Source organism: Butyrivibrio sp. XPD2002 (assembly GCF_000423945.1).
GTDB lineage: Bacteria > Bacillota > Clostridia > Lachnospirales > Lachnospiraceae > Butyrivibrio.
Genome location: NZ_KE384114.1, coordinates 91,791 through 109,276 on the forward strand (window position 1 = coordinate 91,791; position 17,486 = coordinate 109,276).

Here is a 17,486-nt window from a genome sequence, read left to right on the forward strand (position 1 = left end):
GAATTTTTATACTCCTCCTTACAGTCTTTCTCATTTTTACAACATTGGGAATTATTTTTTATAACAGTTTGGATAATCGTATCAACATAATTATCATGAAGAACATAGAAAATGAGGCAAGGGCAGCTGCGATTTATTATCGTGAAAACCTAAGAACCGAGATGTTGGCCCTTGAGCACATAGCGTGGATACTTGGGAATGATAATATCGGGGAAGGCGAAGGTCTTGAGCAGGCCAAAATGGTCATCCGGAATGTGTTTGACTCAGAACCCAGTATTCTTCTTGGAATTATGGATGGAGAGAGAAACCCTGTATATGAAGGTGCGATTGATCCTACTGAATATGAGGGACTTCTTGAGTCATTTCGTGGTAACAGTGGCGTATCCTACATGAAAACCGGTGCACTGATGTTTTCTTATGCTGTCATTAAAGGGGATAATGTCCGGTACGTTTTGTATTCAATATGCTCATCAGTCTATATCAGAAGAAAGCATGGGCTTGATAATATTACGAATCTGGGCAGTGTTGCACTTATGACCAGAGATGATGAAATAGTGATTCCGTTCACTAATATGAAAAAAGAAGATGCTGCATTTTTCGACAGTGCATCCGTAAGAAATGTTTTTAAGAGATTAGGCAGAGGGCATAATGTTGATTCAGTTGCGATAGAAAAGGTAAAGACTACAAAGGGCGAGATGTATTTCTATTCCGCAGAGCTTGAGAACTCCCCCTTTGTAATTGTCGGAGCTCTTGAAAAAGAGGAGGCTCTGGCTAATTATGCTAACGTTACGAATAAGATTATCATTACGTATGCACTATTTGTAATATTTGTAATGATCATACTGATTTTCTTCCTGCAGGCATCCATTAAGGCGAGAGAAAGTGAAGAGCTTAGGAAAGCAAAACAGATTGCTGAGGAAGCATCAAAAGCAAAGGGACTTTTCCTTGCAAATATGTCCCATGAAATAAGGACCCCTATAAATGCCATTATCGGAATGGATGAAATGATCCTGAGGCAGGGGCATGACAGTAAGATACAGCAGTATGCTTACAGCATTAAGAGCTCTGCCACATCACTCCTTAGTCTTGTAAATGATGTGCTTGATTTTTCAAGACTTGAGGCAGGAAAGCTAAAGCTTATGGATGAGGACTACAATCTTTCAACCCTCCTTACGGATATCTCTATCATGATAAAGACCAGGGCTGAAGATAAGGGGCTCGATTTCCATATTGATATAGACAGGAATATTCCGGATCATCTTATAGGTGATGGCACAAGACTTAAGCAGGTAATAATAAACCTTGTTACAAACGGAGTAAAGTACACCAACGAAGGCTTTGTACATCTCATCGTCGACTATGAAAAGCTAAGTGAGGATGAGATAAATCTGATGATCACAGTAAAGGATTCCGGAATCGGCATGAAGCAGGAGAGCATTGATAAACTTTTCCTTGCCTTTGAGAGATTTGATGAAAATAAAAACAAGACCATTGAGGGTACCGGTCTTGGTATGAGCATAGTCAAGCAGATACTTGATGCCATGGAAACTACCATAGATGTTAAGAGCGTCTATGGTGAGGGAAGTGAGTTTTCATTTGAAGTAAAGCAGAAGGTTAAGAATTGGGAGAGCATTGGTAACTATGAGGAGGCAGCAGAGAAAGTAGCCCTTAGTCAGGAAAGCTATCAGCCTGCTTTTTATGCCCCTGAAGTACGAATACTTTCCGTGGATGACATGGAGATCAACCTTAAGGTTGTAGCGGGACTCTTAGAGCCCACCGGAGTTGTCATTGATTCCGTTCTTAGCGGCGCAGCGGCTCTTGAGATGATAGAGAAAAATCACTACGACATAATGCTCATTGACCATAGAATGCCCGGAATGGATGGCGTTGAGCTTTTGCAGAGAATAAGGAGCCTGCCTGAAAACGAAAACAGAAACGGCGTATGCATTGCGCTTACAGCTAATGTTTCCGAGGAAGGAAGGAATGCGTATATCAAGGAAGGCTTCAACGATTATCTGGCTAAGCCTATTAACGTTAAGACCATGGAGGAGACTATCCTGAGGTACATTCCCAAGGAGAAGCTTGGAGAGCAGCCGGATAAAAAAGATACATCTCCGGGAAGTGGAACGGGTGAGGAGCAAAAGACTACCCCCAGTATCTCACAGGCAAGAGATGAGATTAAGAGACTGGAGTCTGAGGGCCTTATCGATACGACCCATGTTCTTGAATATTCAGGAACTGAGGAGATGTTCATAGACACTTTGAGGTTCTTCAGAGATTCGATAGGCAAAAAGTCCGACGAAATTGAAAAGCTCTATTACGATGAGAACATAGAGGATTATACGACCAAGGTTCATGCACTTAAGAGCGCTGCCAGAATGGTGGGCCTGACTGAACTTTCGAATATGGCTAAGCGTCTTGAGGAGGCAGGTAAAAAAGAGGATATCGACTATATCAGAGATAATACATGGGATACATTATCAAAATATCGCACGTATAAGGACATTCTTGCGAAGGTATAGAGGGGACAATCTATGGGTAATAAGAAAATACTGGTGGTGGATGACGATGATCTGATGCGTGCGGTCACTGTCAAAATGCTCCAGTCTAAATATGACATCATTACGGCAGGCTCCGGGCAGGAGGGAATTGATACCTATGAAAGTGAAAAGCCCGATCTTATCCTGTCGGATCTTATGATGCCTGAGATGGACGGCTTCGAAATGATGGAGCGACTTAGGGAAAAGCATAATTTCGTTATTCCTGTCATGTTTATGACCGCCTATTCCAGTGATGATGCCGAAAGAAAAGGGTTTGAAATCGGTGCGGTGGATTACATCAGAAAGCCCTTTAAGGCTGAGGTCCTTTTGCACAGGATTGATAATATCCTTCAAAATGTCGAGAGGATAAGAAACTTAAAGGAAGCTGCTGAAATAGAGCCTATGACAGGGCTTCTTAACAAGGTTACAACTGTCAGACAGGTCGATGAGATTGTCGGCAAGGGCGGCGGAATCCTCATGATGGTGGACCTTGACAGCTTTAAGCTTGTAAACGATATCTATGGTCACGAAGCAGGCGATAAGGTTCTTATCTGGTTCGCTGAGCTCCTTAGAAGTATTATGCGCTCCAACGACATAGTCGGAAGAGTGGGCGGTGATGAATTTGTTGCCTTCTGTCAGAATGTCAGAACTGAGAGGATGGTTGCGGAGAGGACCCAATTCATGAACCGCAAGCTTCTTACGTATGCAAAGGAGCTTTTCGGCGAGGATATGAATATTCCTCTTGGCGTCTCTGTAGGCGCGGCAATCTGCCCAGATGAGGGAACGGATTATCAGACACTATATAAAAAGGCTGACCAGGCGCTCTATAACGTCAAGATGGCAGGTAAGCACAACTTCGCATTTTTCAAAACCGAAGAGGAGAAAAACAGGGAGAAATCGGCTGAGGGTCTTGATGAGATAGATATGCTCCTTAAGGAGAGGGATGTAAAGAAGGGCTCCCAGATTCTTACGCTGGATAACTTCAAGCTGATATACAGGTTTATGATGCGTTTCCAGAGGAATTATGCGTGGGATGTGCATCTTCTGGTATTCAGGGTCGAATCCAAGACGGAAAATGATGATGACCTATCCAGAATGACGGACTATTTTTTGAATGTGGCAGCAGGGTGTCTTAGGGGAAGCGACAGCTTTACAAGGCTTGGAAATAATACCGTGCTTGCGATTTTCCTAAAGGCCACGGAGGCTGAGGTGAAAATCCCAATCCTCCGAATAAGGGAGAGGTGGGAGTCAGATCCCGAAACCGCAGGCTACACCTTCAGTTATGAGATGCAGTACATGATGCCGGATTGACGTTGATTTGTTACATAATATTACATTATATTAATGCCCAAATTGCTAGGATATTAGAGGGCTATATGTTATGATTTACTAATCAGTTTTACTAGTTATATGTTGCTTGAAGAGGATGAGGGGGATCATCTTTAGGAGGCGATAGTATGAGAAAAGGCAGACTTGCGAAGATTATGGCCATAGGCATGGTATGCTCTATGGCTTTTTTGAGTGCCTGCGGAAAAAAGGATACTGTTATCACAGAGGGTGGTGACAGACCTGCAAAGGAAATAGATAAAGACCACATATACAGCTTTGAAAATGTAGATATTCCGGTAAGTGGCAATTGCAGCATATCAAGAGTATGCGAAGGAGAGGACAGTCTCTATGCCATAGCGTATGTTTACAGCGAGGATTCTATGGGCTCCACCAAGCTTTTCAGAATGCCCTTCGACACAGGTATGGTGGAGGAGGTGCCCCTTGGTGACGGCACCAAAAACGTCAGCGCTGATAATCTTACCTGCGATGATGACGGCAATGTATATGTCGTGAAGTATGAGTATGATATGGCCGATTCAGAGGATGCCGTGCTTTATGAGGCGGATGCTGAGGCATCTTCAGATGTAGGTGAGACTGTATCGGAGAGCGGATATGTGGATGCGGCAGCCACGACATCTGATGAAGATGTTGAAAATGCATCAGCGGGTGAAGCTGTTGCTGAGGATGAGGCAACAGGCTATGATGCTGAGGATGTATCTCTGGATGACATTACCAAGCTGGCTAAGTATTCCTCTGATGGAACAACTATATGGGAGACTTCCCTTACGGAGACGGATGCTGATTCCTACATCAGCTCCATTACCTATGCCAAAGGTCTTGGAGTGCTCACCTGCAGTGAATTGGGAATATCTCTTTATGATGAGGCAACAGGAGAAGCTAAGACTATCCGCACGAGAGAAAGAAATGAAGACGGATATTACAGCGGATATCTTTTCAGAATGAGAAATGATGATATCTATCTCTTTGAAGAGGATGAAGGTTCCGGATCGGTCGTAAGTAAGCTTAATGCAGGTAACATGACCTTCGAGGATGCCGGCTTTGAGCTTCCTGAGGGAATATATGGCGCTTATGAGCTTTATCCCGGAAAGACTTATGACTTTTATTGTGAACAGGACAGTGGAATCAGTGCCTTTAATATGGGCGATACCAAGACCACAAGAATCTGCGATTTTACAGCATCCAACGAAGTGGTCAATATGATCAACTTCATAGGCGAGCTTGAGGACGGCAAAATTGTTATGGCCAATTCCTCAGGAGATGAGTGCATACTCAGCACCCTTACCAAGGTTGATCCTTCAGCTATTCAGGATAAGGAAATCATCACTCTTGGTACTGTTTACATCGAGGATTCAATAAGAAAACAGATCGTTAAGTTCAATAAGAAGAGCGATAAGTACAAAATCAATGTAATAGATTACGCACAGCTTGCAGGTGAGGATACCAGCGACGATGACACCACAGACGAGTACATGACAGGTATCAACAAGCTAAGCCTTGATATCACACAGGGTAAGGCACCTGACATCATCGTATTTGAAAATGATATGCCCTTTGAGAGCTATGCCAACAAGGGAGCACTTGAACCTCTTGATCCTTACTTCGAAGCTGACAGCGATATTGAGGCAGCAGACTATTTATCAAATATACTTGATGCTACCAAGGTTAAGGGCAGTATGTATGCCATCATCCCCAGCTTCAACATCCAGACCTGCGTGGTTGCAAGCGACAATGCAGGCGGCGAGGTTATAACTCTTGATAACTACAAGGATGTCTGCGCAAGATGCGGAATTGATCCAGAGATCGGAATGGGTATGGTTACAAGAGACGATGCCCGCGAGCTCTATCAGACAATCGGCAGCGCCTATGTCAATTATGAGGAAGGCACCTGTAGCTTCGATTCAGAGAGCTTCGTGAAATTCCTTGAGTTCATAAAGGAGCTTCCTGAGTACAGCGAGGATATGGACTATGAAGAATATGAGTCCTACTATCGCGAGAACAAATCCCTTCTTAAGGGCTACTGGCTTGGCTCCTTTGAGGATTATCAGGTTCTGAAAAAGGGCTATTTTGGTAAGGATATCGAGTTCAACGGATATCCCACAACCAAGGATGGTAAATCCTACATCTACCCCAGTGTTCAGATCGGAATGAGCAGTGACTGCAAGAACAAGCAGGCTGTATGGGAATTCATGAAGTCATTCCTTACGGATGAGTATCAGAGTAACATTTCCTGGAACTTCCCCATCGAGAAGAAGGCCTTGGATGCTCTTGCTGCCAAGGCTCAGGAAAAGCCCTACTACCTTGATGCTAATGGCAAAAAGGTGGAGCACTCATCTATATGGTCAATCGGCGGAACCGACGTTGAAATCGCCGAGCTTTCAAAGGAAGAGACCCAGACTGTAGTAGATTTCATCGAATCAGTAACAGACACTGAGAGTACCGATGATAATGTTATCAATATCATTGCTGAGGAGGCAGCGGCCTTTTACGAGGGTCAGAAGACTGCCGAGGAGGTTGCAGATATAATCCAGAGCAGGGTTTCAATTTACCTCAGTGAGCAGATGTAATATTTGAAAACAGTATATGCTGAACTTAGAGCTTCCCATGCCCAGAGTGGTGTGGGAAGTTTTTTGTACACTTGATGCAATTTGTTTAGATTTTTTTTAGAGGTCAAAAGTATAGAATAATCGGTAATTTGGCTATATACTATTAGTATATGGATAATAAAACACCCAGAAAAAACAAACTTTATAAGAGCTTCGGATATGCTTTTGAAGGTATTTTCAATACCATATTCTATGAGCGCAACATGCAGATTCATTCGCTGGTCACTGTGCTCGTTGTGATATTCGGAATCATCCTTAAGATATCCATGATTGAGTGGTTTATCTGCATGCTGCTTTTTGCAATTGTTTTAAGCCTTGAGCTTGTGAATACAGCTATTGAGGCGGTGGTGGATCTCGTCACTGAGGAGAAAAAGCCCCTTGCGAAAAAGGCAAAGGATGCGGCAGCAGGAGCAGTGCTTATCAGTGCTATTTTTGCTGCAATCATGGGTGGTATCATTTTCTTCCCCAAATTGTGGGCATTTTTATTCTGATATCAGGCAGAGCCGGTTCCTGTTATAAGGCGGCTCTGAAGGTATAAAAAGGTTTTTTAGGAGGGCAATATCATGGATAATATCAATCTTACAGACGGACTCAAAAAGATTCTGCTTGCAGGCGTAGGAGCTGTGGCACTGACAGCTGAGAAGGCCGGAGAAATCCTTGAAGAGATGGTTGAAAAGGGTGAGATCACGGTTGAGCAGGGCAAGGCTCTTAATCAGGAATTAAAGCGCACTGTTAAGGAGAATGCAGGCAAGAAGGACGACGGAGAAAAGGATCTGTCTAAGGTTGTTGATGGTCTTTCATCCGAGGAGCTGGCAAAGCTCAAGGAACTCATTGCGGCTGCTGAGAACAAAGAATGACGGATTTATCTAACCTTGTCGGTAAAATGAGAAAAATAGCCGACGCGCAGGCTGATAAGGCTGAAGCTGAGAAGGCGGCAGCCGAGGGACAGCCTGTTTATGATGGCAAAATAAGGAATTCTGAGGATAATGCCAGGTTCAAGGAGATACGAGCCGTTCTTGCAAAGAACAATATCACCAGAGGTATTTCCCCTGAGAAACTCAGAATTATTTTAGAGGAGCTTGGACCAACCTACATCAAGCTTGGGCAGTTAATGTCTATGCATTCGGATATACTGCCGAAGCGTTATTGTGATGAATTGGCCAAGCTTAATTATGATGCTCCGCCCATGCCCTTTTCAGAGGTGAAGGAGATTATCGAGGAATCCTATGGATGCCCCGCCTCCGAGGTGTTTGAGTGGATCGATGAAAAGACTCTTGGCTCAGCATCAATTGCTCAGGTACACAGGGCAAAGCTAAAGAAGAAGGACGAGGACGGGAATTACCTGGAGGTTATCATCAAAGTCCAGCGAAGGGGCGTATACGAGATAATGTCCAGGGACATAAGCCTGCTCCATCGTCTTGTTAAGCTTATGCCTCCGGTTGGTGATATCAAGAACATCGTAGATTTGGACATGGTCCTTGATGAGATGTGGGATGTTGCCAGAGAGGAGATGGACTTCTTAAACGAAGCCCACAACATTGCAGAGTTTAAGAGAATCAACAAGGACATAAAATATGTGGATTGCCCGGACATGTACATCGAGTACTCAACGGACAAGGTTCTCGTGATGGAATATGTGGGCGGCTGCTCCATTGATGATGTGGAGTACCTCACCGCTAATGGCTATGATCTTAATGAGATAGGCGAAAAGTTTGTTAACAGCTTTATCAAGCAGGTTATGGATGACGGCTTTTTCCACGCTGATCCCCATCCCGGCAATGTAAAGATCTGTGAAGGCAAGATTGTCTGGATCGACATGGGCATGATGGGAAGATTATCGGACAGAGACAGAAGGCTTATGGTGCGCGGCGTCAGAAGTATCGCCATGCATGATATTCAGGCCACAGTCAATGCAGTCCTTGATCTTGGAGATATTCAGGGAACACCTGACAGGGACAAGCTGTATGTTGAGATCAAAAACTTTTTGGACCAGTACGGCTCAATAGCCTTCGGAAGTCTTGATATCGCCGCAGCTCTTCAGTGTCTCATGGACATCATGAAGGAAAACGGCATAGCGCTTCCTCACGGTATGACAATGCTTTGCAGAGGTCTTGCACATGTTCAGGGCGTTCTTGCTATCATCAGCCCTGATATCAACATGATGCAGATCGCCACCAACAGAATTACGGATGACTTCATTCAGAACCTGGATATAAGAGAGGAGTTTAATAAGTACGGAAGGGCATTTTACCGTGCCATGGACAGAGGAATAGAGATTCCTGCTCTCACCTCACAGGTTATGAAGGAGTACCTTGCAGGTCAGAGTAAGGTTACGATAAACCTCAATCCCTCCAAGGAATTCGACGAGCTCATCTATTCTTCCATAAGAAACATGGTCATCGGACTTGGCGTGGCAGCGCTTCTTATCGCCTCCAGTGTCATGTGTACCACGTCAATGGAGCCGAGAATATTCGGAATTCCCGTGCTTGGTGCTGTTGGATTTTCATTCGCCATGATAGTGAGTGGATTTTTGATATTGAGAAATATCGGACTTAAGATTCTTGCCCGTCGAAGAAGACGGAGAAAGTCATAATGAAAAGTTGTTATGGCTTTGAAAATGTAGATAATTATTAAAGCTGTGAAATCGTGATGTTCTCTGATTTCACAGCTTTCTTATTTAGTGTTATATAAAAATGGTTTTAGGAATATTATCTTTCTTTGCCCCAGAAGAATAGTCCTAACATTCCGGGACCTACGTGGGCTCCGGAGAAGGGCTCGTGCTGACTTATTGTGATGTCGGCATTGGGGTTGATCTCTTTTACAAGCTCAGCCATCTTATTGGCATCATCTATGCAGTCTCCGTGGGAGATGCAGACTGTATCATCGCCCTCCATTCTCTTCTCGGAATACTTCTGAATGATGGCGTTAATGGCGTTCTTGCGGCCCCTCACTTTTCCGCATGAGATGATATGACCTGTGTTGTCACCAAAAAGGATAGGCTTGATATTAAGAATGGTTCCAATCTGGGCTGTAACGCCGCTTACACGGCCTGTATTCTTAAGGAAGTTAAGGTCATCAACAGTGAAGTACTGGCAGGCATGAGGAACTGCTTCATCGAGAAGCTTAGCAGCTTCTTTTGTATCAACGCCGTCCTTATTGAGCTTAGCAGCTCTAAGTGCCAGGATACCGTTACCAAAGCCGCAGCCGTGGGAATCAACGATATGAATGAAGCTGTCAGGATATTCCTCCATAAGCTCATTAGCTGCAACGATTGCTGCATTGTAGGTTCCGCTGATACCGGAACTCATGGCGATATATATGATGTCACCACCCTTTTTGGCGATGGGGGTGAAATACTCTAAAAACAAAGCTGTGTTAAGAAGACTGGTCTTAACCTTATCCCCGTTTTTCAGGCCTTCGTAATATGCGTGTCCATCAAAGTCATCGATATCTCCGGTGTAGGTCACGGATTCATCGTTTACAAGATAGTCACAGGGTAAGAGACTGATGCCATCCAAAAGCTTCTTGGGCAGGTTGGCACAGCCGTCTGCGAACACGGTAAAACTCACTATTCATTCCTCCACAAAAGTTATATGATAATATTACTGATGACAGATTTTTCAGTCTCAGCACACGTAGTACATTATACCATATTTTGGGGATTGAAATACCCTAATATCACCATATAACGGGTTTTTATAAAGGAAAAGAGGAGATGTAAAACATGAATATTTGCTTGCTAAATGATTCGTTTCCGCCGGTTATAGACGGAGTCGCTAATGTAGTACTTAACTATGGAAAAATTCTCTCGGAACGACTTGATTCAAAAGTTGTAGTGGGAACACCGAGATACCCTGATGCTGATTATGAGGGTTATCCTTACAAGGTTTTTGCATATCCGAGTCTTGATACAACGGAGCTGGTGCACGGTTACCGCGCAGGTAATCCGCTGGCAATGCGTGAGATCATGCAGATGGCTGAGTTTGGCCCTGACATTATCCACACACACTGCCCGGCATCCTCAGCCATTATGGCGAGAGTCCTGCAGAATGAGACCGGCGCACCTATCGTTTTCACATATCACACCAAGTTTGACGTTGATATAGCAAGGGCCGTAGGCGACGGCTTTTTGAAAAAAGAGACCATTAAGCAGATGGTCAAAAATATATCTGCCATGGATGAAGTCTGGGTAGTATCCGAAGGCGCTGGCGATAACCTTCGCTCCCTTGGCTACGAGGGTGAGTACCTCGTTATGAATAACGGCGTGGATTTCCCCAAGGGCAGGATTTCTGCTGATAAGGTTGCAGAGGTTACCAGGGACGTGGATCTTCCCGAGGGCGTTCCGGTATTCCTTTTCGTGGGAAGAATGATGAAGTACAAGGGACTTCCAATCATAATCGATGCAATGAAGATTTTGTCCGAGCAGGGCGTTAATTACCGCATGCTTTTCATAGGCGGTGGTAAAGACAGTGAGGAGATGCAGGCAAAGGTTAAGGAATACGGTATCGATGATAAGGTGCTGTTCCTTGGACCGATACATGACAGAGAGGTTCTCAGAGCATGGAACACCAGAGCTGATCTGTTCCTGTTCCCTTCAGTTTATGACACAAACGGAATCGTTGTCCGTGAGGCAGCAGCCTGTGGTCTTGCCAGCGTCCTGATAAAGGGCTCCTGCGCAGCTGAGGGAATAACTCATGGAAGAAATGGATATCTTGTGGATGAGACACCGGAATCAATGGCTGCTCTTTTGAAGGAGTTGTCCGATAAACATGACACCATGAAGGATGTGGGACAGCATGCGATGGATGAAATCTACATCTCCTGGGAGGATGCAGTCCGCGCAGCTTATGACAGATACGCTGTAATCAGAGAGAAGGTTAAGGATGGATCGCTTGTTCACAAAAAGAAGCAGAGCTCAGACTATCTGCTTGAGTCAGCTTCAATGATACTTAAAGGTACTGAGCATATCTTCGATATTTCCCGCAATATCTACGGCGGAATGAAGGAGAACTATGAGGACTTCGTTGAGAACGTGAAGGAGGAGATCGAGGGCTTCAAGGATAGCCTGCCCGATGGGGTTAAGGAGTTTTCAGAGAATGCCAAGGAGTTCACCGAGAATGCCAAGAAGAACGTGAAGGATAATGTCAAAAAGGGCATGGAGTTTGCAGAGAAGAGTGTCCGTGAGGGAATTGACATCAGCATCAATGGCATGAAGATGGATTAAAAAAAAATATATAGAGGGAACGTGTGAAAAATGGATTTTATTACTGATATTTTGGGGTGGATGCCAATTATACTGTTAGCGGCAGCTTTGTTTGTGTTACCTGGTTTATTAACGATTTATAACATTGTTGGATTTTTCAGTTATAAGCGGGTAAAAAAGATATTTAAAAGAGTGGTCTGGTTTGTGACCATAGTTTTGGGATCTGTGTACAGCCACATGTATATAAATGCGATGCTTAACATGGATGCCCTATGGAGTGACCAGCTCTATAACGATGATCTGCATCAGGCACTGTGGGAGGGCGGTGTGCCTTCGTTCATTGTTCTGGTTTGTGTCGGAATTATTGGACTGTTCATTTTATGTATTCGAAAGACCAGTCAGCTATCTCCGGTAGTAATCGTGCTGTGCATTTCAGCGATGTACATAACAGCGATTGAGCTGATAGTGTACTGCATTCAGCTTGCGAAGGAGCCTATATGCCTTCCGCTTATGCTGGCTCCTGCTAACTACTTGATTATAGTTATGACCATAATCCGCGAGAAGATAATGGAGTGGAATGAAAATCCCGAGCATCAGAGTGAGGTCTATAACAAGGAAGGAGCCCTTGGAGAAATAAACAGGCTTCTGATCAAGGCAGAGACCTGGCCAGTATTTGCACTTGTTTTCATGATTCCTCTTCTGGGGATTTTACTTGGTGTTATGAGTCTGTTTGGGCAGACTCCTGACAAGGTCATAAGGACATGGACAGAGACTGCGGACTGGACCTTCTCTACCAAGATCCCGCCGCAGAATTTAACAATGGATGAGCACTATCTCTGCACAGTTGCAGCAGGAGGACATCCTGAGGTTGTAAAGCCTGTAAGAATGGGAGAAAGACACGGACACAGGGTTGTGGTGAACAGGCAGCTCATGATCGCCAACGCCTTCGAAAATGTACTTGAGGAGAAGACTCCCAGGTTCCACAGGGCAGTCAGGAATTTTTATGACAAATATGGATTCCCTGTTGCGGACTACATCAGACCTCACAAGGCTGCCTGCGACATAACATATTTTGTGATGAAGCCCCTTGAGTGGCTGTTTTTACTGGTGCTGTATACTGTGGATGCCAATCCTGAGAACAGGATAGCAGTGCAGTATCTGCCAAAAAGGAAGTGATTTCTTATGAGTAATTGGGAAGTTGAACATGACTGGTATAGGAGAATGGCCTTTTATCAGATATGGGTGAGGAGCTTCGCAGATGGAAATGGCGACGGCATAGGTGATCTCTACGGCGTCTATGACAAGCTTGAGTATGTGAAGTCTCTTGGCGTTGACGGAATCTGGTTCTCACCGCTTTACCCGTCACCTAACGCTGACTTTGGCTACGATATTTCAGATTATAAGGATATTCATCCTGAGTATGGAACCCTGGAGCAGTTTAAGAAGGTGCTGGATAAAGCCCATAAGCTGGGTCTGAAGATCATCATGGACCTTGTGGTGAACCACACCTCTGATGAGCATCGCTGGTTTCAGGAGAGCAGGAAGGGGAAGGATAACCCCTACAGCGACTACTATATCTGGCGTGATAAGCCAAACAACTGGGACTCTCTTTTCGAAGGCAAGGCCTGGGAATATGACGAAATGAGAGGCCAGTATTATCTTCATATTTTCGCGAAAAAACAGCCTGACCTCAACATGGACAATCCAAAGGTCCGTGAGGAGGTTAAGTCCATCATGCGCTTCTGGCTTGATATGGGAGTTGATGGATTCAGAGAGGATGTTATCAATTTTATTTCCAAGAAGGAGGGGCTTCCTGACGGCCTGCCGTTTTTGCCGGCTGTAAACGGAATGCCCTATTACAAGGACGGCCCGCACATCCATGAGTATCTGGCTGAGTTCAGAAGGGTGTGTAAGGAATACGACTGTTTTCAGATAGGTGAGGGCCCTATGACTACGGTGAAGACTGCCCTTCAATATCTGACCGGTGAGAATAAGTCTCTGGATATGATGATTTCCTTTGATCACATGATGGCGGACTGCATTTATACCGAGTACATTCACAGGCCATTTTCACTTAGGAAATTTAAGAAGGCGCTGACCAAGTGGCAGCTGGCTCTTGCAGGAAAAGCCTGGAACAGTCTGTATCTTGAAAACCACGATCATCCAAGAATCATCAGCCGCTACGGAAGTGAGCACTATCACAGAGAGAGCGGAACCATGCTTGCGGCCTGCTATCTTTTCCTTCAGGGGACGCCCTTCATATATCAGGGGCAGGAGATCGGCATGACCAACATCAGACTGAATTCCATTGATAAGTACGTGGATGTGTCCAGTAAGACCAACTACCACACCTATCATCTGAAGGACAGCAAGGAGCGAAGACTTGAGCGTATTCACTTATCCAGCCGAGATTCCGCAAGGACTCCCGTGCAGTGGGATGATTCCGAGAATGCAGGCTTTTCAACGGCTAAGCCCTGGTTCTATGTGAATCCGAATTACACTAAGATCAACGTGAAGGCCCAGGAGAAGGATGAGTTTAGTATCCTTAATTTCTACAGAAAGTGCCTGGCACTAAGGAAGAGCTCCCTGGCACTTTTGTATGGCGAGTACAAGGAGTATAATGCAAAGGATGCCAATGTCTATATGTATGAGAGGACACTTGGTAAGACCACTTATCTGATAATCTGCTCTTTTTCAAAGCTGCCGGTGAAGGTTATCATTCCGGACAAGTTCATTGGAAAAAGAGGACAGCTCATGCTGTGTAATTATCCTGACAGAAAGCAGATGGCGAAGCGCCCTAAGATCGGTACTTACTTAAAGAACGTGTCAAAGAATGTGTTCTCGGATGGCCCTGTCGAAGCCAGTGAGGAGCTTGTGAGACAGGAGCTTTGCACCATCGCGGTTCAGCACGGCATGTACAGACCCTACGAGGCGAGGGTGTATAGGTTTAGGAATAAGTGATAATATTTAAAAAATTTTGGGGTAATGAAAATAAAAAAGAATTTTTGTGAGTAAGGAGATGTTGTTTAAATGACTATCGATGCATACTTGAATCCTGATTTTACCTGGATGCAGAAGCTTTTGTTTTTTGCTGTAGGCCTTTTAGGGCTGCTTGTTTGTGACTTTATAATGCTTGGGGGAGCCGAGATTTCGTGCTCCGTACTTCCCAGAAGTGAGAGGAAATATGCGGTTCCCGTTAAGTTTCACAAATACATTCACCTTTTCTATGAGATGATAATTTCCGGAACCTCGGTTATGTCCTTTGCCTGCTCTTACGTTGTGCTTAACCATGTGTACTCACTTATGCAGAGCGGTGCAGGCCATTCCGGTCCCATATCCGGAACCTTCTTTTATATCTGGAGTGAGGGTAAGGACTTCGCCCTGCTTCTTCTTATCTGTTTGTCCTGTGTTCTCAACACACTTCTTGATACAGTGATCATTCCTCTTGGCAGGCTCGCCAAGGAGGAGAAGGCCTCCGTCAGAATGCTTGGAATGTTTTATGCGATCATCATCCTGGTATTCCTGAACCTTATAGGTGATGAGAGTGAGTACAGCCCGGTTATGATGTATTACCTTGGCCTTATGGTTGGTCGATTCGTGTACTTCGACGCATCCTTCATGGACTTCCTAGTAGCAATCAAGAATGCATTTATGAAGCTTCCTATGCTTCTCCTCTGCGTTGCCCTCTGCGGCGGCATGTGCTTCTTTGGCTTTGCAATGAAGTATCTTCTTGAGAGGAACTACTACATTGTCGGAATCTTCTACACCCATATCTTCCTGCTGGCCGCAGTGTTTGTGGTTCACCACAGCAGAATCATGAAGCTTCTTGTTAAGGAGCAGAAGCTCCCTGAGCCCGTGGAGGAGGAAGAGTATGATGAGTACGACGAGTACGAGGATGAGAGATAAGAGTTAAGAGTTGAATAGAGTGGGGATTGTGGCGCGCCAGATTGATCTGGCGCGTTTTTGTTGCGTTTTTTGTTGGCTTGCGGGGGATGATTGGTGGGGGCGGTTACGTCTATTCGCGAACAAATTTAGATACTGGTTGCTGGGATATCTGTCCCTCTCGGGAAGCGTTCGACCGGGAGGAGTGATTTCTTGTGGATAGGCGTAACGGAGTTTCTTTTTTTCAGGAGGCGTTAGCCCAACGTGGTTGAAATTTCCAGCATAGGCGTAACGGAACTTCTTCTTTTTACTGGGACGTTAGCCCAGTTAGACGATTATCTCTGTCATAGGCGTAACGCGAACGCCATGTTTTTTGGTGCCGTGCAACCAGTGAATTAATTTGTTCGCGGATAGACGTAACGGAGGCCAAGAGGTTGCTCCCGCAGGGTAACCGGAAAGCGGTAATCGGACACAATAGACTTAACGACTTCCGTAAGGTCACTCCCACAGATGGACCATAATAAAGGATTCAGCCCCTATAGACGGAATGGCTTTTGCGATGGGGGCTCAGTCATGCAACCGGCAGAAGAACTTGTTCGCGGATAGACGTAATGGCTTCCGAAAAGTCACTCCCGCAGGGTAACCAAAAAGCGGTAATCGGACACAATAGACGTAATGGCTTCCGAAAAGTCACTCCCGCAGGGTAACCGGAAAGCGGTAATCGGACACGATTCTGAGAACGAACCCAATACAGGAGAGCCCACAGAAGATCGTTGATGACAGCTCCATTATCTGGACTGATGATCAGGACCACATTGCGGATGACGTAACCCTGACCAGATGATATTATTAATGAAAATATCATACCGGAGGGTGACTGAATATGGGCTTAGATTTTACCACACCTGAGTACAAGAGACTCAGGGTTATTGTAGACACTGATGCTGCCTGTGAGGCTGATGATCCGTTTGCTATCGTGCATGCGCTTCTTAGTCCTAAGCTTTGCGTGATGGGTATTCTGGCTGAGCACTTCAAGGTAGAGGGCTCCATGCAGAGAAGCTATGACGAGATTAAGACTATCCTTGATGCCATGGGAATGTCGGTTCCTGTTTTCCATGGACAGAATGGACTATTAAGCGAAGATGAGAGCATTTCTGAGGCTGCCAAATTCATAATCGATGAGGCACTTAAGGACGACGAAAGACCGCTTTTCATACTGTGTCAGGGTGCAATAACCAATGTGGCAAAGGCTCTGGAGTTCTGCCCCGAGATAAGATATAAGATTACTGTTATCTGGATCGGAACTCACGGAGAAGCTCCATGTAAAGCACCTTTCACGGAGTTCAATGCTGTTAATGACATTCCGGCTGCTAACCTGGTTTTGCAGAGCGGAGTCGATTTGTGGCTCGTTCCGTCACACGTTTATATCACGATCAATATAGGAATTGCGGAGATTCAGCGCAGGATCAGACCTTGTGGGAAAATCGGCGAGCATCTTTTTAAGAACCTCGTAGACTACAACATGTCTGAGGGCGCAGGCTGGACCCAGGGCGAGAGCTGGTCTCTTGGCGATTCACCGGCCATAGCCATTGCGATAAATCCCGGCTGCGGTCACTATCACACCGCGAAGGCACCGCTTGTGCTTGAGGATACGTCCTCTGCAGTAAAAGAGGATAACCCCGACATCAGAATCTATACGGATGTTGATTCCAGATATATTTTAGAGGATCTGATAGCAAAACTGGAATTGTGTTACGGCAATTGAAAAGTGTTACGGCAATTGAAAACCGGTTTTAACTTAATATAATATTCCTGAACACGCATTTTGTAATAATCAAGATGCGTGTTTTACTTTTTTAATAAGGATTTCTCTGTTATAATATAGCCTCGTGGGGACACTGTCTGTGT

Annotated in this window: 12 protein-coding genes; 11 read left to right on the forward strand and 1 reads right to left on the reverse strand. The window is 45.0% G+C overall.

Features of this window, described 5'->3' with window-relative positions:
* The first annotated feature begins 95 nt into the window (after positions 1–95).
* The 6 genes from G587_RS23285 to G587_RS0116785 all read left to right on the forward strand — a co-directional run bounded on the left by G587_RS23285 (position 96) and on the right by G587_RS0116785 (position 9,086).
* Positions 96–2,522, forward strand: a complete 2,427-nt coding sequence (locus G587_RS23285; RefSeq protein WP_196812603.1) for an ATP-binding protein — start codon at positions 96–98, stop codon at positions 2,520–2,522.
* A gap of 12 nt (positions 2,523–2,534) precedes the next feature.
* Positions 2,535–3,851: a GGDEF domain-containing response regulator gene (locus G587_RS24700; protein WP_051201110.1), complete on the forward strand. Its 1,317-nt coding sequence runs from the start codon at positions 2,535–2,537 to the stop codon at positions 3,849–3,851.
* 146 nt (positions 3,852–3,997) lie between these two features.
* On the forward strand, positions 3,998–6,454 hold the full coding sequence (locus G587_RS0116770; RefSeq protein ID WP_026493175.1) for an ABC transporter substrate-binding protein: 2,457 nt from the start codon (positions 3,998–4,000) through the stop codon (positions 6,452–6,454).
* 149 nt (positions 6,455–6,603) lie between these two features.
* Positions 6,604–6,984, forward strand: coding sequence for a diacylglycerol kinase family protein (locus G587_RS0116775; RefSeq protein ID WP_026493176.1), 381 nt, complete (start codon positions 6,604–6,606; stop codon positions 6,982–6,984).
* A 72-nt stretch (positions 6,985–7,056) separates the two neighbouring features.
* Entirely contained in the window at positions 7,057–7,350 is a 294-nt protein-coding gene (locus G587_RS0116780; RefSeq protein WP_026493177.1) for a phasin family protein, read from the forward strand.
* A gap of 26 nt (positions 7,351–7,376) precedes the next feature.
* Positions 7,377–9,086 (forward strand): ABC1 kinase family protein, encoded by a 1,710-nt coding sequence (locus tag G587_RS0116785; RefSeq protein WP_081679507.1) that lies wholly within the window; start codon positions 7,377–7,379, stop codon positions 9,084–9,086.
* 115 nt (positions 9,087–9,201) lie between these two features.
* Here G587_RS0116785 and G587_RS23295 read toward each other — a convergent pair whose 3' ends face one another.
* The gene (locus G587_RS23295) at positions 9,202–10,062 is read right to left on the reverse strand and encodes a DegV family protein (RefSeq protein WP_051201111.1); all 861 of its coding nucleotides are present in this window, start codon (positions 10,060–10,062) and stop codon (positions 9,202–9,204) included.
* A gap of 155 nt (positions 10,063–10,217) precedes the next feature.
* Here G587_RS23295 and G587_RS23300 point away from each other — a divergent pair, with 155 nt between their 5' ends.
* The 5 genes from G587_RS23300 (at position 10,218) to G587_RS0116815 (ending at position 17,343) form a co-directional block, all read left to right on the forward strand.
* Positions 10,218–11,717, forward strand: coding sequence for a glycosyltransferase (locus G587_RS23300; protein ID WP_051201112.1), 1,500 nt, complete (start codon positions 10,218–10,220; stop codon positions 11,715–11,717).
* A 60-nt stretch (positions 11,718–11,777) separates the two neighbouring features.
* Positions 11,778–12,872 carry a DUF6688 domain-containing protein gene (locus tag G587_RS23305; protein WP_330364522.1) on the forward strand — a complete coding sequence of 365 codons (1,095 nt, stop codon included), beginning with the start codon at positions 11,778–11,780 and terminating at the stop codon, positions 12,870–12,872.
* Between the two features lie 6 nt (positions 12,873–12,878).
* Positions 12,879–14,657 carry an alpha-glucosidase gene (locus G587_RS23310; protein ID WP_081679494.1) on the forward strand — a complete coding sequence of 593 codons (1,779 nt, stop codon included), beginning with the start codon at positions 12,879–12,881 and terminating at the stop codon, positions 14,655–14,657.
* 69 nt (positions 14,658–14,726) lie between these two features.
* The gene (locus G587_RS0116810) at positions 14,727–15,602 is read left to right on the forward strand and encodes a hypothetical protein (RefSeq protein ID WP_026493179.1); all 876 of its coding nucleotides are present in this window, start codon (positions 14,727–14,729) and stop codon (positions 15,600–15,602) included.
* Between the two features lie 859 nt (positions 15,603–16,461).
* Positions 16,462–17,343: a nucleoside hydrolase gene (locus G587_RS0116815; RefSeq protein WP_026493180.1), complete on the forward strand. Its 882-nt coding sequence runs from the start codon at positions 16,462–16,464 to the stop codon at positions 17,341–17,343.
* Positions 17,344–17,486 lie beyond the last annotated feature (143 nt).